We start from the raw sequence: 22302 nt of genomic DNA on the forward strand, positions 1-22302 counted from the left end.
GTATTAATACTTATATAGAGTTGTTAAATAAGGGTGAGCGCGTGTTAACTGCAAGAAGTGCCCAGAAAAGGGAACAAATTTTAAAGGCTGCTAGTGATCTGTTTTGTGAGCAGGGATATGGCATCAGCATGGAAGCGATTGCGTTAAGAGCGCAGGTTTCAAAGCAAACGGTGTATTCGCATTTCAAAACCAAGGATGAACTCTTCGATACTTGTATCCGGGCTAAGTGTACGGCTAATCAGTTAGATATCTGTTTATTGGATGACCCGAGAGAGCCCAGTCAAGTGCTTGAAGACTTCGCCTGGCGGTTCCAGAGCATGTTGCTCAGTGACGAGGCGCTGAATACCTACAAGACTGCGGTGAGGCAAAGCGATACCCATCCAGATCTTGCTAAGGTGTATTTAAACGCCGGTCCAAGGAATGCCACAGAAATGGTCGCAGGGTATTTGGGGCAGCTTGTCGATAGAGGCTTGCTAAAAGACGATGTGAATTGCGCCGATGCTGCGATGCAGTTTTTATTGATGTGTCATGGTCGGGTGGTCTACTGGGCATACCTGGGTCAGGTGAGTGAAGAAACAGAACAGGAACGCAAAGAGTATCTGAAATCAACTGTCTCAATGTTTTTACAAGGCTATAAAAGCCTCAAGGGTTAAATTTGCCAAGATAAATTACTGCTATCTTTATAGATAACTTTCTTGATGGGTATCAGAGGCATCTATGAAGACATGGCACATCAAAAGTGGAGCTGTAATTGTTTGTATTTTGATGTCATTGCTTTCTGGGATGACCCATGCCGCAAAAACGCGGCTAACAGAAATTATCGACCGCGGTGTATTAAGGGTAGGGACCACAGGTGACTGGAGCCCGATGACCATGCGTGATCCTGCCACAAATTTTTACCGTGGTTTCGATATTGATATCACCACCGAACTTGCGAAAGATCTGGGTGTGACGGTGGAATATGTCCCTACGACTTGGAAAAAACTGGTTAATGGCGTTGTTACTGACAAATACGATATGACGGGCAGTGCTTCGCTGAATATGCACCGAGCGAGGCTGGCTGGCTACAGCGATACCTATTACCATTTGGCTTTTGTTCCGGTTGTGAACAAAGCCAATGTAAAGCGATTTCGTAAATGGAGTGATTTCAATGCCTCTTCGGTCATTCTCACGACCACTGCAGGCACGGTGCAGCAAAGCTTGGTGGAAGAGTTATTGCCGAACGCCAGAAAGCACGCCAGCGAGAATGCTAAGCTAACGCATCAATATCTGCTGGATAATAAAACCACCGCTATTGTAACGTCGAATATCGAAGCGGCGACCTTGGTGAAACGCTACCCACAACTCAGTGTTGCTAAGGTCGACGGCATGCGTTTACCAACGCCTATCGCGATGTTGTTGCCTAAAGAAGATCAAGTGTGGATCAACTATGTCAACCATTGGATCGAGTTGAAGCAAACTCAAGGTTTCTTTGATCGAGTGGCGAAAAAATGGGGTTTGGTGAAGCTAGGTGTAAAGTAGAATCGCAGCTTTAAGCTTATTGCACATTTTGCTTAATCTTTATTTAGCCAAGTTACTATTCCGGCACCGGCCACCGTCATCATGATTATGAACAAGCCGATCCCTGCAGCCCCTGTCTGGGCCACTCTGAATGTGATATCTACCACTGATCCAAATAGGTTCACTTACGTTTCCTCTTTACCTGCGAAGGTATCATCATAACCCCGGTTTCGCCTTTTAGTTAGTGTCCCAACGGTCTAGTTTCAGTACTATTCCGTCAACAAATGAATGGTTCAGCCAGCATTTAGTACTATTTCAAAATGTCACTTAGTATGTTGATTCACTTCAGGACTGCCAGATAGCAAACAGCCAGCTAAAGTAGCTGGCTGTTTGGATCGATATTATGTCGTCGCATTCACTTGAGCCGTTTTTTGACTGCTATGCCACTTGGAAAGTAAGTAAACCATACCGGCCTGGGCGATAAGAGCAAAAGCCAGTACGGCAGGGCTTTGCATCAAACCTGCAGCGACGAAGCTTACCAGAGCAATAGAGCCATTGAGCAATGCATAAGGCAGCTGTGTTCTGAAGTGCTCAAATTGATCACAGCCAGATCCTGTCGAAGACAAAATAGTAGTTTCTGAAATAGGTGAGCAGTGATCACCGAATAATCCGCCTGAAAGCACAGCACCAATACAGGCATACAGCGGGGCATCGATGGCAATGGCTGTTGGGATCACCAACGGCATCATGATGGCAAAGGTACCCCACGACGATCCTGTCGCGAAAGAGATAATGGCTGCCAGCAGAAAAGCTACAGCAGGGACCAGCCAATAAGGAAAGCCTGCCTGAGCCTGCTCGGCAATGTAGGCCGCAGTGCCTAATTCTTTACCTACACTACTCAGTGTCCAAGCCAAGATAAGCACGATGGCGACTTGCATCATATTGCCCATGCCTTTTAGATATACGCCGATCCCGTCACTGAGCTTACGTACGCCATAAAACGCCATCAGCGAGATCAAGGTAATAGCAGCGAAGAAGTAGGCACTCGAAAGCGCAGCCCGGAATACTGAGCCAGACACTTGCTTAAACGGGAAGCCAAGTGGTGCCAGCATCATTACCAAGACGAGTGCCATAACAAACAATGGCGCGAACACAAAAGAGGCTTTTGCATTTTTATGCGTAAAGGTCTTTAGGGTATCTGTGCTTGCTGCAGTAATAATACCTTGTTGGGCTTTCGCCTCGGCAATAGCCATTGGGCCAAAATCTAGCTTTTTGATTGCCACTAAAGGTACGATGAAAATAGCCAAAAATGCATAGAACTGAAAAGGAATCGCTCTGATGAAGGCTTCCCAGTCAGTAATGGCGACCTCCATGGCACTGAACTCTTTTTGCAGCAGGCCCATGATGTAGACCCCCCAACCAATAAAGGGGATCAATATCGCGACAGGGGAAGAGGTCGAATCAATGATGAATGCCAGTTTCTGGCGAGACAGTTTGAGCTTATCGAATAAGGGGCGGAAAACCGGGCCGACAATCAGCGGTGTACCTAGATCGGAGAAGAAAATAAAAATCCCTCCAAACCAAGATGATAACTGAGCTCGGCATTTACTATTGACCCAGTGGGTAACCTTAGCGGCAAAAGCTTGACCGCCACCGGATTGCTCCATCAATGCGACAAAGCCACCAATAAAGACCAGCAGAACGATCACGCCTGCGTTGTAGCTATCGGTGAGTTGCGGGACGAGATAGTCTTTGACTAAAGTGCCAAACGCATCAAGCGGTGCAATACCGTTTAGCATAACGACACCACTGAAAACGCCGCCAAATAAACCGATAACAACGTTTCGTGTTGTGAGGGATAACGCAAGAGTAATAACGATAGGTATGAGAGAGGTAATGTCCGGTTGTGCCATGTAGCGTTCCTTAGCTGTACATCCAATATCAAAAAAGGCAAAGAGAATATCAATGTTTATTTTTTGAATATATATACAAAATAGGTGCTTGTATACCTAGTTGAGGAAGGTTTTGCTATTTTTAATGCGTAAGATAGATTGTTTTGCTTGAAATATGAGCAGGCGCGGGGTGCGCCATGCCGTGCAACCGCAATATGCTTATTTTGTTCCGTGGTAATAGGCGGATGATAATGCGTTTATTACGACTATGTTATCGCTGCCGTACTTTTGTGATTCCATTAACCCCATCGGTGTTAGCGTGCCGGTTTGAGTATTGTTCGAGTGGTTTGATGCTGCGATTGCCGCGATAAAGAAGAGTACTGTTGCGATCTTGCTTTTAGTGTTCTTGGTCATAATTAGTCCTAATCAATAGTAACTGGTGCAATCCTAACCTCGTCCCACTCGATGATCGATGCTGTTTGTGTTACTGCCCGTTGCCAGTTATTAGCTGCTTGTAATGGTCATTACTGGCGGTCAAAAAGGTCATTCCTATTGGTCATATTTCTGTACTCGTACGCGGCTATAGTCCTTGAGTATCACTTAGAATTTTCCTCGTGTTATGAGGCTTCTTTTGTCTTCCTATGTCTTCTTACGTGTATTTTTGTCTAGGTTTCTGGGGAGTTATTAAGGTTTACAGAAGGGAGATATTGCAATATAAGTGTCATATAGTGCCGTTACGATGCACGGGTGTCTTGGAGGTAAATGAAGCCCAAAGCACAAAGAAAATAAACAAGGAGAAATATGGATTTATCAAGCTACAAAGGTATCATTTTCGATATGGACGGTACGTTGGTTGATTCAATGCCAGCACACCTGGAAGCATGGGAGAAGACCTGTGCGATTCATGAAATCCCCTTTGATCGCGATTGGTTTTATAACTTGGGCGGCATGCCGAGCGTCAGAATTGCCAACGAGATCAACCGAACCTTCCGTCAGAACTTTGATACAGAGCGCTTAGCGAAAACCAAATACAAGTTTTACGATGAAATTGCCCACAAGGGCGAAGTGATTGAATCTGTGTACCAAGTCTTACTTGATAACAAAGATAGTAAGAAAGTCGCTGTAGGCACGGGCAGCCGTACGTTTAATGCCGAGCCTCTACTTGGTCAGATCGGCATTCTGCCAATGTTAGATGCGTTGGTAACGGCTGATGATGTGAGTAACCACAAGCCCGATCCAGATACTTTTCTAGAAGCAGCTAAGCGTATCGGTGTTGCACCCCATGAGTGCGTGGTGTTTGAAGATACCGAACTGGGCCAAAGAGCCGCTCAAGCTGCCGGAATGGACTGCTACCTAGTTATTGATGGTGAAATTACCACATTAACCAAAGCGCCACGCTAATATCTTGAGATCGAAAGCCCCTATTTTATAACGGCTATATACCCAAGCGCCTTGAAGTCACTTGGGTATAAGGGGTATTCTTCACCGCATTGTTTGAATACCCTGTCATCATCATGAATCAATCCCCACAATTCTCTTCAGAAAAACGGACTGCTAAGAAAAATCGCGACACTAACGTACGTAAAGAAGAGCAATTTGGCATGTCTGAAACTCGCTTTTGGATCCAGCGTTTAAGCAAAACGGCTATTCGTGCCATGCATATCCTCGGTATTGCAGGCAGCGCGGGTGGGATCCTGTATGGGGTAGAGCAGTCGTTGTGGCTACATTGGTGGGTAATGGCGATGGTGACAGGCGTTATCATGACGGGCTTGGAAATCCGCCAATCGAGCTTATGGCTTATCCAGCTAAAGGGTGTACTGACATTTGTAAAACTCGGCTTGCTCAGTAGCTTTTTCTGGCTCCCACAGCACAAACCTGAGTTGTTTATTGTCATCCTTGTGATGTCGGTGGTTATTGCTCATGGCCCGGCAGGGCTGCGTCACTATTCTATCTGGCACCGTCGCCGTATTGACGAGCCGAAAGGCAAAAAAAGACAAATGAACGGATAGAAATGACATGCTAGAGGATAAAAAAGTCTTTTATACAAGAATTGAGACACAGTAAGTAGAAACCCGCACTACACTGATTACTAGGCATTTACTAACAAGTGTTTAGGAGACCGGTTGTGAAAAACTTACTGCTTGTGACTTTTTTACCCCTGGTAATAGCAGGATGTTCCAAATCTGTTGATGAGCGCGCTGATGAGTTTGTTGAAGCCAGCTTTACCTTGTGTGGCTCCAAGGTTCAGTCTTACGCCCAAGGTGATGACGGTAAAATACGCATCGTCTGTGATAACAACAGCTACTTCTCGGTCAAAGATCAAAGCACCTTGGCTTACATGCATGAGCTAAATGGCGCGTATTGCCGTGGCCAAGGATTTTCTTCATTTCATGAGCGTAGCCGCTACTTTACCTTTATCTGTAAAGGTGAGAGGTCGTTCAACATTCCCAAATAGTGCTTATCCAGATTGGTATCAGGCTAATCTCGCTCGGTATCACTGCAACAGTTGATAAAGCCGTTGCGGTCGACCGCCGGTTTTGTAATTAAGCACTAACTTGATCATGCCTTCCGTTTCCAGAAACTCTAGGTAGCGGCGGGCGGTGATCCTGCTGACATTCATTTTCTTACCGATATCATCTGCCGAAAAGTCCTGCAGCTGTTCGTCGATTAAAATCTGCTTTAGGTTCGCCAAGGTTGTCGCATCAATGCCTTTTGGCGTGTTGCGGACAGGTGCAGCAGGGGATTTGCGGAATAACTGGTCAATATCATTTTGGTCGACGGTTGCGGCCGTTGTCAGGGTACGGCGATATTTGAGGTAGTCTTCCAACGCTTGGTTTACCCGCGACATGCGGATCGGTTTAACCAGATAATCCATTACCCCCAGTTGTACTGCTTGCTCGACAGTCGTCGCTTCCCGCTCCGCCGTTGTCATAATAAAACTACTGCTGACATTCTGGGCGCGAAGCTCACGAATGAGCGCCAAGCCATTACCATCGGGCAGGGTGATATCTACAAACACTAAATCGGGCTTGAAGGCGTCGAATTGCAACAGCGCATCAGCGTAGCTTTCGCTGACAGCCACCACAGTAAATTGCGGGTGTTGGTTGATGGTTGACTCAAGGGTATAGCTGGCGCGGATATCGTCTTCGAGTACCATGACCGTCGTTTTTGTCATAAGCGTGTTGTGATCTGTTTGTCTAAATACAGGCTAAACAAGGTAGTATCTTGTTCAGTACGTTCCCAGTCGATACTGCCATGGAAGTAATCGACCAGTTGGTTGACCAAGTAGAGGCCAACCCCGTTTTGTTGGTTATCGTGTTTGCTGCTTACTCCAAATTCTAAAATAGAATCGCTGATCTCAATCGGCACACCTACGCCGGTATCTTGCACCTCGATAATGATGTGCTGGTTGCGATCGCTTAGGTATAGCTGAATTTCCGCGGCCTTCTGGTTACGGTTTTGCCAAGCTGCGAGTAAAGCATTATCGATCAGGTTGCCGATAATGGTGACCAGTTTTTCAGATACGGCCTTTTCATAACTCGACAGACAGGTATCGTCATCTAAGGTGAAGGTTACCCCGAGATCAGAGGCCTTGTTGAATTTGGCCATCAGCAATCCGGCGATGGCACTGTCGTTAACCGAGGTAACAATACTGCGAATAATCGATTGATAGCTGTCGGTTTCTTGCTGAATGAAATCGACTGCTTTATCGAAGTTACCTAGTTGTAGCATCCCAGATAGCACATTGAGCTTGTTAGAGTATTCATGGGTTTTGCTTCGCAATAGCTCTGCATAGTTCTTAAGGTACGTGACTTCTCGCTCAAGCTCATTCTGATCTAAGTTGGCGTAGAAAACAATGACATGCCCACGAGTGCCTTTATTGTGCCTGATAGGGTAGATATCGGCACGATAAGTGTGCTTGCCGATGCTAAAGTTACCCTGATGAAAGCTGTCGTTCTCGGACAGTACCAGATGGCTCAGCGTGATTGAAAAAGACGAAAGCGGTTGATTGATGTAATCATGCGGCCCTAATTTCCCCATCGATATCATCTTGCTGGCACTGTGGTTCATGGTGCTAATACAGTGATTGTTATCGATGGCGATAATGCCATCACGAATGCTGTTGAGGATCATCTCTCGTTCGCGAAATTTATGGACCACAATTTCGGGCTCGTAATCGAGGAAAGTACGCTTCATCTTAAACACAAACGCACTGGTAATGGAGACGCCCAGTAAGTAAACAATCGCCACAAGCCCGCCAATCTTGCCAAACTGCTCCATCAAAATATCGACGCTGCGGTCGTACATATAGCCGATATTAACCACACCGATAATGCGACCGTTATCAAGGATGGGCGAGAAATTACGGATCGCTTTACCCAGCGTACCGGACGCGACACTGGTATGATCGATCCCTCGGCTTAAGGTGGTGTAAATGTCGTCACCGCTAAAATGCAGCCCGATTTTTTCTTCATTTGGGTGAGTCAGACGAAAAGCTTTCTGATCGGTAACAACGATGAACGAGGCATCGGTTTTACTGCGAATATCTTCGATATAGCCCTGTAATTCGAACGATTGGTTATTGTTCTTTGCTTTGACCGCCTCAATCACCACGGGATCATGGGCGAGCACCCGTGCCAGCTCCAAGCCTCTTTCTTCGATACCGTTAATATGCGCGTTTTGCAGTAAGTAGAAGATAAAGGTCGTCACAACGACAACGATTGAAGACGTCGTTGCTAAGGTTGTCAGGGCAAGGTAACTCTTTAGTTTCATTGAGCGGGTAGTTTGATTAAGCACGGGATTTGACACGGATTATAACTGCAATTGAGGTGGGAATACTGTGCTAGATATCTTTTATCTAACTGTTTATAGATAAATATGTCGATAACAGATATCGATAAAATGAAAAATGCCGGGCAGCATCGCTACCCGGCAGTACACTTAAGCACTTTGACGTTACTTCAGTAACTCTATAATCATGGTGGCTAATATCAGCATAAATGCCCCACCGATCCGCGAGGAGATCTGCGCAAACGGCATCAGTTCCATACGCTTACTGGCTGCCAGTACCGCGACATCACCTGTACCGCCCATGTTCGCCATACAAAGACCAGCAGTAATAGACGCCTCAATTGGGTTAAAGCCCATCAAGCGACCGATAACAGCAGTACCAACAATTGCGCCCAGTACAGTGGCAAATACCATCAGGAAGTAAACTAGGCTTAATGAGTCCATGATTTGGTTAAGGTCGGTATAAGCAACACCGATACCGACAAGTAGAGCTGGTGTTAGGTTATCCACCACGAATTTGTACCAACCGTGTGCCGCACGCTCAAGTTCACGTGGCATGAAGCCCGCGACTTTCACCAAGGCAACGAAGATGATCATCAGCGCGTAAGTGTGCATGCTGATCAAACTGCTCAGCATCGAGCCAACGAAATACATAGTAATCGCTAGAAGGGCACCCACACCCAGCACATTGATTGAAATCGGCTGCTCTTCGGCTTCTTCTTGTTTCTCTTCTACTTTGCCGCGCATTAGCTGGCCGTTACCGGTCAGGGAAGGGAAGAACTTACCGACTTTATCCAAAAGGCCAGCCATTACGATCGCAATCGCATTACCGATAGCCAGGGCAGGAACCATTTTTGATAGCAGCATTTCAGTCGACATTCCGGTGTTACCCGACATGATCTCAACCAGAGGTACGGCGCCCGCACCCATACCACCGCCCATAATAGGCAAGGCAATCAACATGACCGATTCCGTAAAGCCGTGACCCAGTGCTGCACCCACAACACCGGCAAACAAGAACGCACAAGCTACACCGCCAAGGATCACAGGGATATATTTAAGTGCTGCTTTCTTTAGGACATTGGTGTCCATACCCAAAATTGAGCCAGTTACCAAGCTAGCGATAAAGAATGACAGGAAGCCGCCATCTTTCACAAAGTTCGTAATGCTATCGGCAGTTTCTTGAGGAAGTAGGCCACTGTGGAAAATGTAGGAAGAGCCAAAAATGATAACAATGGCACCGCCACCAAAGAACTGGTTAACGATAGGGGTTTTGTTACCAGCAACATTGAGGATGTAGCCGACAACGGCCATTACGCCAATCGCGCCGATAATGCCGCTAGGCATATGGTTTTGCACGGTCGCAAGTAAGATCACTGCCGCAGAAAGTGCAAAAATCACATTCATCATGCGCTTGTCGCTATGACTCATGGTGTTATTGGAAAACATAGTTCACCTGTTTTTATGTTGTTGTGGTTTGGGCGTAGTCTAACAACATGTACAAGTGGGAAAATTGAGTCGGGTGTTTATGTAACTATCTAGTGCTTTTGTAACTTGTGTTCACGGGCGTCACTTTAACTGAGCGTTAAACAGAGTAAAGGTAAGTGATAGATATAAGCAAAAAACACTAAGTATTAAGCCTTTATCATTTATAGCGGAGCGAATTGAGTCTATTTCCTGCCACGAAGATCGACTAAATATTATAGCAAATCATTACTGCTACATATTTCGTATTTTCATGTCACAAAAATTGAAATGGCGTTTTACTGATCACATTTTAATCTTTTAAGTCTTCAGTTTGTAATTATCTTGAAATAAAATCACGTTCAGAATAAAACAAAACGGTATTTTAAAAATGAAACTTAAGCTGTTATCTCTGTCTCTTATTGCTGTTATTTCTTCCACTTCGGCTTTTGCAACCACGATCAATTTAAGGCATGAATACATGCCTGATCGTGATGGGGATAAGCATAGGGACCGTATCTCTATTTCGCACCGGTTTGATAATGGGATCGGCCTGTCGGTTGAAGCAAAGTGGCGCCATGAAGAAGACGAACTCATCCGTAAAATGAAGAGTGGCGGTCATGAGGTTGGCGTAAGTTATAACTATAAAGTCGCCGATAACTTCACTCTCCAGCCGGGTTATTCTGCAGATGTATCTAGCTCGAAAACGGTCCATAAATTTAATATCAGGGGTATTACAAAAATCACCGACGATTGGGGGGTATCGCTGCGGTACCGCTACGGTTTGGATCGCCCGGTCTCTGGAGATGACTCTTCTTACCATCAGCTAAACTTTGTCACTGATTATAAGTTGTCTTGGGGTAAGGTTGGGGTTGATCTCGAATATAAAGATTTGGATGACGGCAAAGGCGGATGGAAAGATAAGGATCGCGACCATTTAATTAACTTCTTTGGTGAATACTCTCTTTTATCAAGTGGTTGGGTTCCATTTGTTGAGGTCGGGGCGTTAACGTTCGATAAAGACGGAGATGGCTATAAAGATGATTACGCAATTCGTTACCGTTTGGGCATGAAGTACAGTTTTTAATTAGGTGAAGAATGATGAAAAAAACAACTCTATCTCTATTGTTAGGAACGTTATTCGCCCCTTCGGTTTATGCCGCAGATATCAATGTCGATGAGCTGACTTGGAAAGCGATTACCTTTGGTCAGTCGACAGATATGAATTTCGGCTCGACCATTTTGCCTGAAAAAGTTGGCGTGAACCAAGTAACGGCAAACGGTCAACCGGTGAAGCCTGGATCGATTCAGCCAGAATTCACTGTCGAAAGCCGCGGTGGCAAGTTAGCCAATTCCCATGAAGGTCTGACGTTTTATTATACCGAGCTACCAACGGACACTAACTTTATCCTAACTGCTGATGTGGTGCTGGAGCAGTTAGGTCCTGAAACCGGTGCAACGCCTAATCGCCAGGAAGGTGCAGGGCTGATGGTGCGTGATATTTTGGGCGCGGAGCGCTTGGCTCCTCAACCAGAAGGGCATGAAGAATTTCCTTCATCATCCAACATGGTAATGAACTTACTCCATTCTCATAGCCGTACTAATGATGGGATGACGAATATTAATGCTTCTTACCGTGAGGGGGTTTACCAACCATGGGGGACAGCAGGAAACCGGCTTAGCCGCGTCGACTATGTCGATGGTGTAACTTACGGAGAACCTGAAAGTTATCAGATGACGTTAACGCGCACCAACGAAGGGTTTGTGGTGAGTTACCGCCAAGGTGATGAAACTATCACCCAAGAAGTTAAAGGCGCGAATGCAAACATTGTAGAAGTACAGAACCCTGACTCACAGTATGTCGGTTTTTTTGCATCACGTAATGCAAAAATGAAGGTCAGTAATGTATCTCTGGAAGTGTCAGAGGCCGATACTGTTGATGCGCCGCTTTATGAAGCCAAGCAGGAGGGGCTAGTTTTGCAGAAAGCGTCCTACGAGCGCTCTCTGGTGAAAGAATTCCCTGTTCAGGCTCGGGCTAATTACACCGGCACGTTTGAGTTAAAGCGCAACGGCGCATCGGTTGTGAAGAAGTCGGTAACGGCAGGTGATCTTTTCCATCACTTGATTAACCTTAATGAAGCGGAAAATGAACTGGAGCTAGTCTTCACTGCCGTTGAAGGCCCTGAGCTGGAGAGCCAGACGCTTTCTTACAATGTCGAATTTATTCCTTCCGCTAATCCGATGGAACTATACGTTGCTCATAACGGTTCGGCCGACGGTGATGGCTCTTCCACTAATCCATTTGACTTGACCACCGCCATCGAGCTGTTACCTGCTGGTGGTACGATTTTGCTTCAAGACGGTGACTACGAGGGTATCACTATTCCGGTGAAGGCAAGCGGTACTGCTGAGGAAGTGAAGACACTGCGAGCTGTGGGCGATAAGGTACGCTTTGTCACTGAGTTCCATCATGATGCCAACTACTGGCATTACCACAATATCGAGGTAGCTCACGCCCAGTTTATTGTTCATGGTAGCCACAACACATTTGAAAAAATGGTGACACATAGCGCGCCTGATACAGGATTCCAAATTACCTCGCCGGAAAATATCGGTCGTGCACTATGGGCCAGCCATAACACGGTTATTGATAGTGAGAGCTATAACAATATGGACCCATCTCAGATTAATGCTGACGGATTTGCAGCCAAGATGCGAATTGGCGATGGGAACACCTTTATTCGTTGCTTGTCTCACCACAATATCGATGATGGCTGGGATTTGTTTAACAAAGTTGAAGATGGTGCAAACGGTGCCGTAACCATTATTGATTCCATTGCGTTTAACAATGGTCGTACATTAGAGGTCTCCAACAAAGGCGGCACTATTGGTAACGGCTTTAAACTGGGCGGCGAGGGCATTCCGGTTTCACACGTTGTTAAAAACAGCTTGTCATTTAACAATAACATGGACGGTTTCACCGATAACTTTAACCCAGGAGCACTGGTACTGAGCGACAACGTTGCCATTGACAACAAACGTTTCAACTACTTGTTCCGTCAGAGCCCATACTCAAGTGATATTGAACAGGGCACGTTTACTGATAACGTCTCTTTACGTTTTCACGTTGAGAGTAAATATGACGACGTCATTAACAGCGCCCATGCTTCAGGAAATTACCTAATTCGTGACGGTGAAACACAATCCGTTGAGGGTAAAAAGAAAGCGTCAGCGAAACTGCTGCCATTAAAGCAAGCTTCTGTTATAGATGATCAGCAAGCTATTCCTGGTAAGAAGGAAGCGCTTAAACTGAAAGAACTTTATCAATAGCGTTAATTAAAAAAGGCTCCTAGGAGCCTTTTTTATTACCTATTTTTCGAACAGTATCCCGGCGCTAGCGTCGCGCTATTTACTTGGTAAAGTGCTTGCGGGTTAGCTAACGCCAACTGATAACCGACATATTCGTGCAGCCGGCCATCTTCACTGCAATCGACTTCCCACTTCCTTAATAGGTAACCTGCAAGAGCGGCACGGACTTCAAGGGTCAGCTTGCCATCTTTCATTTCATAGTCCAGCTCGATAGCTTCTGGGTTCCCTTGTTGTGGGTGGGGGATCAGTTCAACTTCGATGTATTTTTGCCATTGGCGATCCGCTTCAATACGTTCTTCTGTTGTTGGCTCTTCATCAAGAATGCTCACAGACAGTACGCGGTTACAGACCACATCCATGAACTGTGTATTTTTGCGGTCAAAAGAGCGTACATGCCAGCGGTTTCCCGAGTCGACCAGGCTGTGAGGGGCGATCACACGACGATTTTTACCGCTGGAGGTCGAGATGTACTCAATTTCAAGCAGCTTGTTGCGGTAAATCCCTTCACACAGCGCTGCCATGATAGGCGTACGAGGAACGGTAAGTGGCGTCGGGGACTCACACTGAATTGGAAAGTCTTGATGGCCAGAGAAGCCATCACCATAGCCCAGCGAGATTGTGGCGAGTGTCTTCTTTAGATCCAGGTTAAAGACCGGGCTGAAATCAGGTTGTTTGTAATACTTTTTAGATCGCATATCCAGCTTGAGGTTATCCGGTGCAATCTCTTTATAAAGCGCAAAGTCCCGGGTAGTAGCGGCATGGCCAACGGCAAAGCGGTCTATCAAATCTTTCCTTGTGACCTCACCAAGGAAGTAAAGGGCAAAGTCTATAAAGGCTAGCCGTTCACGTTGTGCCGAGCCAACGGCATTGAGCTTTTTCTCGACATCCATGTGTGGTGCTCCAGCGTTGTTGTATGAGGTCATGTGTATTTATCCAGTACTTTTGCTTGACCATAATATATACCGAAAATCAGTAGAAGCAAGAATATTTATAAAGATCACACCCAGTTAAAGGAAGTTAAACTAACCAAATCAAATACATAATCAAAAGCAGTAAGATACTGTTCAAATCAACAGGTTTACATAATCATTATGAGTAGATAAAGTGATTGTACTTGTTTTGAGTAGGTGTCGAAATTTGTGGTACTAAGCTATTTAGTGGTATAAAACGCAACTTGATCGCACAAAATTGCTTTGCTTTGAGTGAATTAAGAGCGAACGAGTGTTAGCTCTAAAGTCCACAAAACTTTAGTGGTGAAATTTTGCTGTGTATGTGGACAATACTGCGATGAAACATATTTTTATAGAAGAAGAAAGTAACTGTTCTCCTGAGAAGCAAGTTGAAGGCTGAAAAGCTGGCTAGTACTGACAATATCAATAAATAGGTGACCAACCGTGAACTTGACAAGAAACCAATTGAAGCAAGCTTATGTATCGCTGAAGAACGGGGCGGTATGTTTGGATGACCATTTGGCACAAGGCGTGTTGGTATATGTAGAAGGGTTGATGATCAGTGAAGGGGTAGAGCGAGACTGTTACCTAAGCCTCGACACACTGACCAAAGTCAGCGCGAAGGTACGTATGGGCTCGGTGATGCCGATAGACTTCTTTGGTTTAAAAGACAGCACCTGTGATGACGATAACTTTAAGCCAATTAGCCTCAAGGTATGTGAATCAACCATACAAGCAGATGGCCAGTCTGGCCGCCGTTGGAAGACCTTGGCAAACTTTGCCGCAAACGATATCGCTGTCGCCATGGAAATCTTGCTGCTGGTGATCAGCGAACTGTCAGCCATTGATGATTACTCGGCAGGGGAGTGTGTGCCCGCGGGGTTAATGGCACAGTTCAATAACGTTCAAAATCTGCATATAGAAAACCGATACTGCGCATAAATCCGGTAGCCGCTGTAGCTTCAATAGTTACTATAATAATGATAATCATCACTTTAACTTGCTAAAATGTAAGATAAAGTGATGAAATAAAACGTTCGTCGTCATCATGCAGCCAATTCTATGAAAGATAGCTTTTACCATAACAATGCCTCTCGTTTAGCTCAGGATTACCAGAAACTCACATTTGAAAATGTGCATTCTAGCTGGAAGCAGTACTGGCCTATTGCAGATGATATAGGTAAACAGCCTCGTGTTTTAGATATTGGTGCAGGTAGCGGGCGTGATGCATTGTGGTTTGCCGAACATGGCTGTGAAGTGTATGCCGTTGAGCCAGCTGAAGCACTTCGTGAGATCGGTAAACAGTATACCCAATCAAAGGAAGTTGTCTGGCTTGACGATAATCTTCCTGAGCTAAAAAAAGTCATTTCTCTCGGTATCCGCTTCGACTTTATCTTACTCTCTGCTGTTTGGATGCATATACCGCCTTCAGAACGCGAACGCACTTTTAGAAAGTTAAGTAACCTTCTTGCACCTAACGGTAAACTGATCATTACACTTCGCCATGGCGATTTTGATGATAGCCGGAAAAATCATGGTGTTTCTGCTGAAGAAATAGAACAACTTGCCAAAAAGCGTGCGCTGCATGTTTGTTTGAAGACGGACTTAGGAAGCGATGCTATGGGGCGCAGTAGCGTCCAGTGGCAGACGGTGGTTCTCAACCTTCCTGATGACGGCTCAGGTGATCTCACCAAAGTACGTCACATCATCGTCAATGATGCGAAAGCAGCGACATACAAGCTGGCTTTACTTCGAACGCTTCTCCGTATTGCTGATGCTCACCCAGGAGCGGTATTAGACCGCGCAGATGGTAAGGTTGCCTTGCCACAAGGATTAGTAGCGCTTTATTGGATTAGGCAGTTCAAGCGATTGTTAGATATCGATTTTGGTGACTCGATAGGTATTCAGCAAAACAGCAATACCAGCAGGGGGCTTGGATTTGTTAAAGATGAAGGGTGGAGAAAACTTACCCATTTAACCGCAGACGATCTGGCCATAGGCGCATTGTTCACTGGTGATGATGCAAAAGCGTTGCAAAAATCAATTTCAGATAGTTTGGCAACGATCAAAAGCGGCCCTGTGACTTTCATTTATCAAGGTGCAAAAGACAATCGTCTGTTTGAAATGGTAAAGGCATCTAAACAGCGCAAGTCTTTATCATCCTTTTTCATCGACAGTGACTTCTTGGCGAGCTTTGGTAGCTTCATCCTTGATGAAAGCCTTTGGGATTGCTTGCGCTTATACAGCAGTTGGATTGAGCCTTTGGTGGTCAACCAATGGGTTTCTGAAATGAAGCGTTACGAAAGTAACAGAGCCAGAGATATCGACTTACAGACTTACCACAATTGTTTGATTTGGGTTGATGAAAAGCATGACACGAGGGCTATCCGTAACAAAGTTGATAACCTCCGCCAGTGCGGCACAGAAATCCAAAGCGTATGGAGCGGCACCAAACTCCGCAAGGAATACCATGTTGATCACTGTCTGCCGTTTGCCTATTGGCCAAACAACGACAGATGGAACTTATTGCCAACTACAACTGGTGAAAACCTGAGTAAAAGCGATCGGGTACCTAAGTCACACCGCCTAAGCGAATCAAAAGAGCGTATTCTGGAATGGTGGCAACTCGCTTGGCAATCTGAGCAGGAGCAGACCCGCTTCTTCGATGAAGCAGTGCTCTCTCTACCAAACTTACCACCACAATGCCGCAACTTCGAAGATGTGTTTGAGGCGATGGGGCTACAAATCAAAGGTATAAAAAGCCGATTGCTGGTGGGGGAGTGGTGAGACATAAATGGGTGAAAATGACGCTCTAAATAGTTGGCCTTATTAAATATTCGTAAGCTTATAAACACCTACTAATTTTCTTGTTAGTTACTATGGCTTTATTCAATCGAGAATGAAAAGAGGCCTATCATGTGTAAGCAAACAAGTTACAGTAAATACCAAAAACGAGCGATTAAATTCCTGGCTGATTTGCTTGGCACTGAAACGCCTTTTACTTATGAGCGGACACAGAGTAACCACCTTAAAATTTTAATTGATGGTGTTGAAAGGCCGATTTATACCGGTTCAACGCCATCTGACTGTAAGTCAATCAATAACTTCATGGCTGAAGTAAAGCGCGAGCTAAGGGCTAGTAAAGAGGAAAGTATTGAAGCTGAGCAGCCTGAAAAACCTATTTTACCGAATATGGTTAAGTTTTCGCAGGATAAGCTTATTGGTGGCTGCGTGAAGTCACTTCGTGCTCGATTAGAAGTAATGAAGTCTCAAGAAGAAGAAAAGGTTCTAGAAACCAAAGAGCTTGGCGTTACTTCTACATTTCGAACAGGTGTAATTAAACATGCTATTTCATTAGCGCTACAGGCTCGTAAACAAGGCTCATACATCAAGCCAAAAGAAATGAAAGAAATCGAGGAATCAATTGGTAAGCATCTTAATTTTATGATGCCTACCATGGCCTATTACTCTGAATTACTAGATAGCAAATTGAAGTATCAGCAAGACGAAGCAGAGCCATGTGCTCAATCAAATGATTCTGAGTTAGTTGAACAAGAAAAAGTGGTGTCAATTACCAATGGATCGACCGAAAAGATAACGGCTAAGCAACATACGGCCAAGTCAAGTCATACAACAGACTCTGCTGGTGAACTTATGGCGATGTCAGCAAACAATCGGGTTAGCTTGCTGCGTAACCTAACTAAGGCACAAGCACTAATGTTGATTGATGATATCAATCAAGCAATGGCGCAGAACCGTGAACAAGACATTGAAGCTGTTGTTGCGATGATCCGTGACAAGGAGCTGCCGCTTGAGGCAATTATCTCTCGTATGGAGGCGGCATGAGTCAGCGAAGATTTGAGTATCACTTAAATCGAATGGTATACTGTTTATGGTAAGTCAGGTATGAGTAACCTGACTTGGTTTATAACGATAAAGTGTCGCAAAGTGACCTGTGTTACTTACTTGTGGTGTGATTTAATTAAAGGTTATGTTCCTCCTTAATTCATGAAACGTAATGTATTGAGTTAATAGGTGAAATATATTTTTTATGTGTATTTATTAACAAGTAGAAACATAAATGTGGTAGTTATTCAAAATCGTCATTTAACTTAGGCACGAATGCGCATTTTCAAGGTGTCAAAAATGTGACACAATGATATAAATATCTACATACTCAGGCTGGGTTAATTTAGACGAAGTAATGGAGTGGGTACAAAGTGATTGGATAAGTATTAGATGGTAATGCATTGAAATAAATGAAATTATAATTAATATTAATTGTGTTGCTTATAAGTGAGTTATTAATATTGATATATATAATCTGTGGTTCTAAATTTCACCACTACTATTAACAAAAATCACAAGCAAAACAAAATGACTGAATTCCTTTCCAACCTCATTTCTAGTGTTAGCGCCAATTTTCTTTCTGATATTTTTATCATATCAATTCTGGCTATCTTCAGCCTATCATTAATTTTTTATTACTTTGGTAAATTTGACGGCTTTACTTCAAGCACACCTAACTTACTAACATCACTGGGTATTCTGGGTACATTTGCTGGCATTGTCGTCGGCTTGATGGATTTTGATCCTAAAAATATTGATGGCAGCATTGAGTTGCTTTTGGGCGGTCTAAAAACGGCCTTTCTGACTAGTTTGATGGGCATGGCAACCTCAATTTTGTTTAAAGGTATCGCTGGTTTTATCAATCGAGGAAGTGACGAGGCCATTGCAGAGGCTGTCGGCCCAGAACAAATCCACCATGTCATGGTGAAGCAACTCGAAGCTTCTGAAGAAATCATTAAATCTATAAAAGGTGACGAAGAGTCATCACTTGGCTCGCAAATACGTTTGCTTCGCTCTGATGTTAATGATGGCAACAAGCAAGTCAGCCTTAAGCTTGAAAGTATTTCCAGTACCAATGAAGCTTTGGTTGAGCATGCAAAACAACAAGATTCAAAGCATGATGCTTTCCAAGCCAAGCTTTGGCAGAAAATGGAAGAGTTCGGCGATCTTCTGTCTAAATCAGCAACAGAGCAGGTAATTAACGCTCTGAAAGAAGTTATTGTCGAATTTAATGACAAGCTTACCGAGCAATTCGGTGAAAACTTTAAACGCCTGGATGAGTCAGTTAAAAAGCTGGTGGACTGGCAGGAGAACTACCGTCATCAGCTGGAAGATATGGCAACTAAATACCAGCTGGGGGTTGACGCTATTTCTTCTACCGAGAAATCAGTAGCAAGCATTAACGAGCGTGCGGAAGCAATTCCTGCAACGATGGAAAAACTTCATACAGTAATGGAACTGGGGCACGATCAAGTTACAGAACTGGAAGATCGTCTAGAAGCTTTCAAGGATCTAAGAGATCAAGCTGTTAAGGCAATGCCTGAAATTCAAGCTCACATGGATGAAACAATTTCAACAATTGGTCAATCTGTCAAAGCCGCTTCTAAGCATTATGAAGAGATGCTGGAAGAGTCTCAGCGTGTTATTGATAACTTTAGCCATACCGCAGATACCAGTATCAACACGATGAAAACTGAAATCGAAGGTGGAGCAAACAAGGTTTCAGAAGAGTTGATGCGCGGTGCGCAAGATATCAGCGGTAAGTTAGCCGAAAGTGCTCAAGACATCACAACCAATGTAGGCACAGCCTCTGGCACTCTAAACCAGATGGCTAACAACATCACTGATACCACAGACAATGTTCGTCAGAACCTGGAAGATATGATGGTTGAGCTGAATGGTGAAATTCGTGCACTCGTATCAGGCATCAAAGAAGATTCAGCTGAAACAGGACGTATTCTAACGACAGCGAACAACGAATTAGCGCGTGATACTAAAGCCGCTCAAGATGCATCTGTAGCCGCGATTAATCAAATGCAGCAACGACTTGAGACCTCCCTAGAAGAAGTGTTCCAAATCCAAGCCCAAGCGGTCAAACGCACATTTGATAGCCTAGAAGATCAAATTACGTCAAGCGTTGGTCAAACCGGTAGTGCAGTAGAAAAACAGGTTGAATACCTTGATGCCCAAATGCAACAAGAGATCAACCGTACCATGAATGAAATGGGCCAAGCACTTGCAACCATTACTCAGCAGTTTACTCGTGACTACCAGAAGCTGGTGCGTGAGATGAATAATGTCGTTAGTTCATCACGTATGGCGAGTTAATCATGAAGCAAGTATTTGGGGCAACGACAAAACAATCTGAAGGTGGTGAACATTGGATGTCAGTATCAGACCTGATGGCAGGTCTGATGATGGTGTTCCTTTTCATATCTGTTGCGTTAATGCGCGATGCCATGATTGAACGCGATAAAATAAAAGAAGTCGCAGTTACCTATGAAGAAAACCAGCAGGCTATCTACTTAGCTTTGCTTGAGGAGTTTGAAACGGATTTGCAGCAGTGGGGGGCTGAAATTGATCGCGAAAGTTTGAGCTTTAATTTTACTGCGCCTGAAGTTCTGTTTGCGAATGGGCGTGCAACACTGACACCCCAATTCCAGGTGATCTTGGATGATTTCTTTCCTCGATATTTAACCGTGTTGAATACCTACAAGCCAAGTATCCAGGAAGTCCGTATCGAAGGGCATACGTCAAGCCGCTGGAATCACGGTTCATCTGATAGTGAAGCATATTTCAACAATATGCGCTTATCCCAATCACGTACTCGTACAGTTCTGAGTTATGTGATGGATTTATCGCCTGTAAAAACGAGCCACTATGACTGGGTAAAAGGACATGTTGCTGCTGTCGGTTACTCTTCATCGAAAACTATCATGGATTCGAATGGTGTAGAAGATGAGAAAAAATCCCGTCGCGTATCGTTTAGGGTGATCACCAACGCCGAAACTCAAATTCGTAAAATTTTGGGGGGCTGATGAAACTGTCAGTTAATTTTTCAGCGTTGATGGCTGCTGTTCAGCAGATGGAGCCTAAAGAAAAGGGAGGATTCACACTTGATTATGTACCTACCAATATCGATAAGATAGGTATAGAACTTAGTGAAGGTAAAGAGGTTGAGTTAAAAGATATTGAAGTAGATTCTGGGCTGCTTAGTTACCAAGGCCGACAGGTTTTACTTTATATCAAAGCTAACGGCAGTAGTGCTCGTTTTCATGTTTCAGACTGTAGCACCCTGAAAAGTATGAGAGCGAGTGGGCGTTTTGAGCGATACGTTGTAACGAACGATACTTCTGGGGAATTCATTGTTTCTACTGGTAATGGCAGAGGAGAAATGAAAGCGCGCTTAAAAGTGTGCCAAAACTGTTTACGCCAGTTAAATTACAAAGGGTGCAATACTGGCTCTAGTATCTATCCGATTGTGCAAAAGTTTGACCTTAATGAGTTCTTTTCAACATATAGCTCGTTCTTTCCGCATATGCCTCAGCGTCAAGCAGCAACCGCTCAAACAGGCTATACCGATGACTGGCAGCGCGTATCATCGCATTACAAAGTTGCCCAAGAGTTTAAGTGTGAAGAATGCCGAGTTGATATGAGTAAGCACCGTCTTCACCTGCATACACATCATATTAACGGTGTTAAATCAGATAATAAGCCTTCCAATTTAAAAGCCTTGTGTGTCGACTGCCATAGTAAGCAGGCCAAGCATGACCATATGTTTGTCGCGCACGACATTCGTCAGTTGATTAATGACCTGCGCCAAGAGCAAGGCTTACTCAATAGCATCAGCGGGTGGGATGCATTGCTTGCAGTTGCTGACCCTGGTTTGCATGGTGCCATTCACGCGTGTAAGCAGTTTGGGACGAAATTGCCTGATGTGGGCTATTACATTGGAGATGGTTTTGGTGAGATTGTCGCCAAAATAGAATTAGCCTGGCCAAAGCATAAGTTTGGTATTGCTGTCTCTAATCATGATAGAGAAGAAGCTAATCATGAAGGTTGGCATGTTGTTAGTGCCGATGAATTTTTAGCTAACTATAAATCGGAAGCGAGTAACTTACGTTGGTAGGAGAATCCAAATAATGCTGATAAGACTAGATGAAATTCTAGAGCGCGTGATTACCGTTAACCATGCATGGAAGTTGTCTAAAGATGAGTTTGGTGCTGAGTTTGGCCCAACACAGTCTTTACGTTGGACCAAGTCATCATTGCAGGCAACACTATTGCGTGAGTTCCCTTCTGATACCCATTTACGGATTGCGTCAGATAATGAGCAGCATGAAGAGATGCTATACAGCGTTAGGTTGAAAACACCTGTCGTTGTTAATGGAGTGGTTAGGCAAGATGCAGAGCACTTACCTGCAAGGATTGCTAACGACATTTTTACCCAAGAAGAAATCGAATCATTACTAAATCGCTGAGAAAAA

The 22302-nt window shown here is 44.5% G+C and carries 21 protein-coding genes; 14 read left to right on the forward strand and 7 right to left on the reverse strand.

Translation table 11 applies throughout. The annotated features are described in order from the left end of the window. The first annotated feature begins 41 nt into the window (after window positions 1-41). Entirely contained in the window at window positions 42-653 is a 612-nt protein-coding gene (locus L4D79_RS14085) for a TetR/AcrR family transcriptional regulator (protein ID WP_428652190.1), read from the forward strand. 64 nt (window positions 654-717) lie between these two features. Next, window positions 718-1521: a transporter substrate-binding domain-containing protein gene (locus L4D79_RS14090; protein WP_428652191.1), complete on the forward strand. Its 804-nt coding sequence runs from the start codon at window positions 718-720 to the stop codon at window positions 1519-1521. Window positions 1522-1553: 32 nt separating this feature from the next. Here L4D79_RS14090 and L4D79_RS14095 read toward each other — a convergent pair whose 3' ends face one another. From L4D79_RS14095 to L4D79_RS14105, 3 genes are all read right to left on the reverse strand, one after another. Beyond that, window positions 1554-1685: a hypothetical protein gene (locus L4D79_RS14095; protein ID WP_428652192.1), complete on the reverse strand. Its 132-nt coding sequence runs from the start codon at window positions 1683-1685 to the stop codon at window positions 1554-1556. Window positions 1686-1901: 216 nt separating this feature from the next. Continuing rightward, complete coding sequence (locus L4D79_RS14100; protein WP_428652193.1) at window positions 1902-3413, reverse strand: Na+/H+ antiporter NhaC family protein; 1512 nt, start codon at window positions 3411-3413, stop codon at window positions 1902-1904. A 198-nt stretch (window positions 3414-3611) separates the two neighbouring features. After that, window positions 3612-3806, reverse strand: a complete 195-nt coding sequence (locus L4D79_RS14105) for a hypothetical protein (protein WP_428652194.1) — start codon at window positions 3804-3806, stop codon at window positions 3612-3614. 387 nt (window positions 3807-4193) lie between these two features. On the opposite strand from L4D79_RS14105, the gene L4D79_RS14110 reads away from it, so the two are divergent. The 3 genes from L4D79_RS14110 (at window position 4194) to L4D79_RS14120 (ending at window position 5847) form a co-directional block, all read left to right on the forward strand. Continuing rightward, entirely contained in the window at window positions 4194-4793 is a 600-nt protein-coding gene (locus L4D79_RS14110) for an HAD family hydrolase (protein WP_428652195.1), read from the forward strand. Window positions 4794-4906: 113 nt separating this feature from the next. Continuing rightward, window positions 4907-5401 (forward strand): hypothetical protein, encoded by a 495-nt coding sequence (locus L4D79_RS14115; protein WP_428652196.1) that lies wholly within the window; start codon window positions 4907-4909, stop codon window positions 5399-5401. Between the two features lie 116 nt (window positions 5402-5517). Continuing rightward, on the forward strand, window positions 5518-5847 hold the full coding sequence (locus L4D79_RS14120) for a hypothetical protein (RefSeq protein ID WP_428652197.1): 330 nt from the start codon (window positions 5518-5520) through the stop codon (window positions 5845-5847). Between the two features lie 39 nt (window positions 5848-5886). Here L4D79_RS14120 and L4D79_RS14125 read toward each other — a convergent pair whose 3' ends face one another. The 3 genes from L4D79_RS14125 to L4D79_RS14135 form a co-directional block, all read right to left on the reverse strand. Continuing rightward, window positions 5887-6567 (reverse strand): response regulator, encoded by a 681-nt coding sequence (locus L4D79_RS14125; protein ID WP_428652198.1) that lies wholly within the window; start codon window positions 6565-6567, stop codon window positions 5887-5889. Then, window positions 6564-8165, reverse strand: a complete 1602-nt coding sequence (locus tag L4D79_RS14130) for an ATP-binding protein (RefSeq protein WP_428652199.1) — start codon at window positions 8163-8165, stop codon at window positions 6564-6566. The genes L4D79_RS14125 and L4D79_RS14130 overlap by 4 nt, the downstream gene beginning before the upstream one ends. 183 nt (window positions 8166-8348) lie before the next feature. Next, window positions 8349-9632 (reverse strand): 2-hydroxycarboxylate transporter family protein, encoded by a 1284-nt coding sequence (locus L4D79_RS14135; protein WP_428652200.1) that lies wholly within the window; start codon window positions 9630-9632, stop codon window positions 8349-8351. 406 nt (window positions 9633-10038) lie between these two features. On the opposite strand from L4D79_RS14135, the gene L4D79_RS14140 reads away from it, so the two are divergent. After that, the gene (locus tag L4D79_RS14140; protein WP_428652201.1) at window positions 10039-10734 is read left to right on the forward strand and encodes an oligogalacturonate-specific porin KdgM family protein; all 696 of its coding nucleotides are present in this window, start codon (window positions 10039-10041) and stop codon (window positions 10732-10734) included. Window positions 10735-10748: 14 nt separating this feature from the next. Beyond that, complete coding sequence (locus L4D79_RS14145) at window positions 10749-12977, forward strand: right-handed parallel beta-helix repeat-containing protein (protein WP_428652202.1); 2229 nt, start codon at window positions 10749-10751, stop codon at window positions 12975-12977. A gap of 35 nt (window positions 12978-13012) precedes the next feature. Here L4D79_RS14145 and L4D79_RS14150 read toward each other — a convergent pair whose 3' ends face one another. Next, on the reverse strand, window positions 13013-13939 hold the full coding sequence (locus L4D79_RS14150) for a WYL domain-containing protein (protein ID WP_428652203.1): 927 nt from the start codon (window positions 13937-13939) through the stop codon (window positions 13013-13015). Window positions 13940-14410: 471 nt separating this feature from the next. On the opposite strand from L4D79_RS14150, the gene L4D79_RS14155 reads away from it, so the two are divergent. The 7 genes from L4D79_RS14155 (at window position 14411) to L4D79_RS14185 (ending at window position 22296) form a co-directional block, all read left to right on the forward strand. Next, on the forward strand, window positions 14411-14908 hold the full coding sequence (locus L4D79_RS14155) for a hypothetical protein (RefSeq protein WP_428652204.1): 498 nt from the start codon (window positions 14411-14413) through the stop codon (window positions 14906-14908). Between the two features lie 120 nt (window positions 14909-15028). Next, window positions 15029-16753 carry a class I SAM-dependent methyltransferase gene (locus tag L4D79_RS14160; protein WP_428652205.1) on the forward strand — a complete coding sequence of 575 codons (1725 nt, stop codon included), beginning with the start codon at window positions 15029-15031 and terminating at the stop codon, window positions 16751-16753. 129 nt (window positions 16754-16882) lie between these two features. Next, on the forward strand, window positions 16883-17812 hold the full coding sequence (locus L4D79_RS14165; RefSeq protein ID WP_428652206.1) for a hypothetical protein: 930 nt from the start codon (window positions 16883-16885) through the stop codon (window positions 17810-17812). A gap of 531 nt (window positions 17813-18343) precedes the next feature. Further along, window positions 18344-20143 carry a hypothetical protein gene (locus L4D79_RS14170; RefSeq protein ID WP_428652207.1) on the forward strand — a complete coding sequence of 600 codons (1800 nt, stop codon included), beginning with the start codon at window positions 18344-18346 and terminating at the stop codon, window positions 20141-20143. A gap of 2 nt (window positions 20144-20145) precedes the next feature. Then, window positions 20146-20853 (forward strand): OmpA/MotB family protein, encoded by a 708-nt coding sequence (locus tag L4D79_RS14175; protein WP_428652208.1) that lies wholly within the window; start codon window positions 20146-20148, stop codon window positions 20851-20853. Next, on the forward strand, window positions 20853-21944 hold the full coding sequence (locus L4D79_RS14180; RefSeq protein ID WP_428652209.1) for an HNH endonuclease: 1092 nt from the start codon (window positions 20853-20855) through the stop codon (window positions 21942-21944). The genes L4D79_RS14175 and L4D79_RS14180 overlap by 1 nt, the downstream gene beginning before the upstream one ends. Window positions 21945-21957: 13 nt before the next feature. After that, window positions 21958-22296 carry a hypothetical protein gene (locus tag L4D79_RS14185; protein ID WP_428652210.1) on the forward strand — a complete coding sequence of 113 codons (339 nt, stop codon included), beginning with the start codon at window positions 21958-21960 and terminating at the stop codon, window positions 22294-22296. Window positions 22297-22302 lie beyond the last annotated feature (6 nt).

Origin of the sequence: Photobacterium satsumensis, from assembly GCF_050336935.1 — a bacterium.
Classification (GTDB): Bacteria; Pseudomonadota; Gammaproteobacteria; order Enterobacterales; family Vibrionaceae; genus Photobacterium; species Photobacterium satsumensis.

What these genes read in the sequence shown, in the direction of transcription:
- L4D79_RS14100 (WP_428652193.1), bottom strand. Translation starts at nt 3,413, where the DNA reads ATGGCACAACCGGACATTACCTCTCTCATACCTATCGTTATTACTCTT.
- L4D79_RS14115 (WP_428652196.1), top strand. Translation starts at nt 4,907, where the DNA reads ATGAATCAATCCCCACAATTCTCTTCAGAAAAACGGACTGCTAAGAAA.
- L4D79_RS14165 (WP_428652206.1), top strand. Translation starts at nt 16,883, where the DNA reads ATGTGTAAGCAAACAAGTTACAGTAAATACCAAAAACGAGCGATTAAA.
- L4D79_RS14125 (WP_428652198.1), bottom strand. Translation starts at nt 6,567, where the DNA reads ATGACAAAAACGACGGTCATGGTACTCGAAGACGATATCCGCGCCAGC.
- L4D79_RS14160 (WP_428652205.1), top strand. Translation starts at nt 15,029, where the DNA reads ATGAAAGATAGCTTTTACCATAACAATGCCTCTCGTTTAGCTCAGGAT.
- L4D79_RS14105 (WP_428652194.1), bottom strand. Translation starts at nt 3,806, where the DNA reads ATGACCAAGAACACTAAAAGCAAGATCGCAACAGTACTCTTCTTTATC.
- L4D79_RS14090 (WP_428652191.1), top strand. Translation starts at nt 718, where the DNA reads ATGAAGACATGGCACATCAAAAGTGGAGCTGTAATTGTTTGTATTTTG.
- L4D79_RS14180 (WP_428652209.1), top strand. Translation starts at nt 20,853, where the DNA reads ATGAAACTGTCAGTTAATTTTTCAGCGTTGATGGCTGCTGTTCAGCAG.
- L4D79_RS14145 (WP_428652202.1), top strand. Translation starts at nt 10,749, where the DNA reads ATGAAAAAAACAACTCTATCTCTATTGTTAGGAACGTTATTCGCCCCT.
- L4D79_RS14185 (WP_428652210.1), top strand. Translation starts at nt 21,958, where the DNA reads ATGCTGATAAGACTAGATGAAATTCTAGAGCGCGTGATTACCGTTAAC.
- L4D79_RS14150 (WP_428652203.1), bottom strand. Translation starts at nt 13,939, where the DNA reads ATGACCTCATACAACAACGCTGGAGCACCACACATGGATGTCGAGAAA.
- L4D79_RS14130 (WP_428652199.1), bottom strand. Translation starts at nt 8,165, where the DNA reads ATGAAACTAAAGAGTTACCTTGCCCTGACAACCTTAGCAACGACGTCT.
- L4D79_RS14170 (WP_428652207.1), top strand. Translation starts at nt 18,344, where the DNA reads ATGACTGAATTCCTTTCCAACCTCATTTCTAGTGTTAGCGCCAATTTT.
- L4D79_RS14110 (WP_428652195.1), top strand. Translation starts at nt 4,194, where the DNA reads ATGGATTTATCAAGCTACAAAGGTATCATTTTCGATATGGACGGTACG.
- L4D79_RS14135 (WP_428652200.1), bottom strand. Translation starts at nt 9,632, where the DNA reads ATGTTTTCCAATAACACCATGAGTCATAGCGACAAGCGCATGATGAAT.
- L4D79_RS14175 (WP_428652208.1), top strand. Translation starts at nt 20,146, where the DNA reads ATGAAGCAAGTATTTGGGGCAACGACAAAACAATCTGAAGGTGGTGAA.
- L4D79_RS14140 (WP_428652201.1), top strand. Translation starts at nt 10,039, where the DNA reads ATGAAACTTAAGCTGTTATCTCTGTCTCTTATTGCTGTTATTTCTTCC.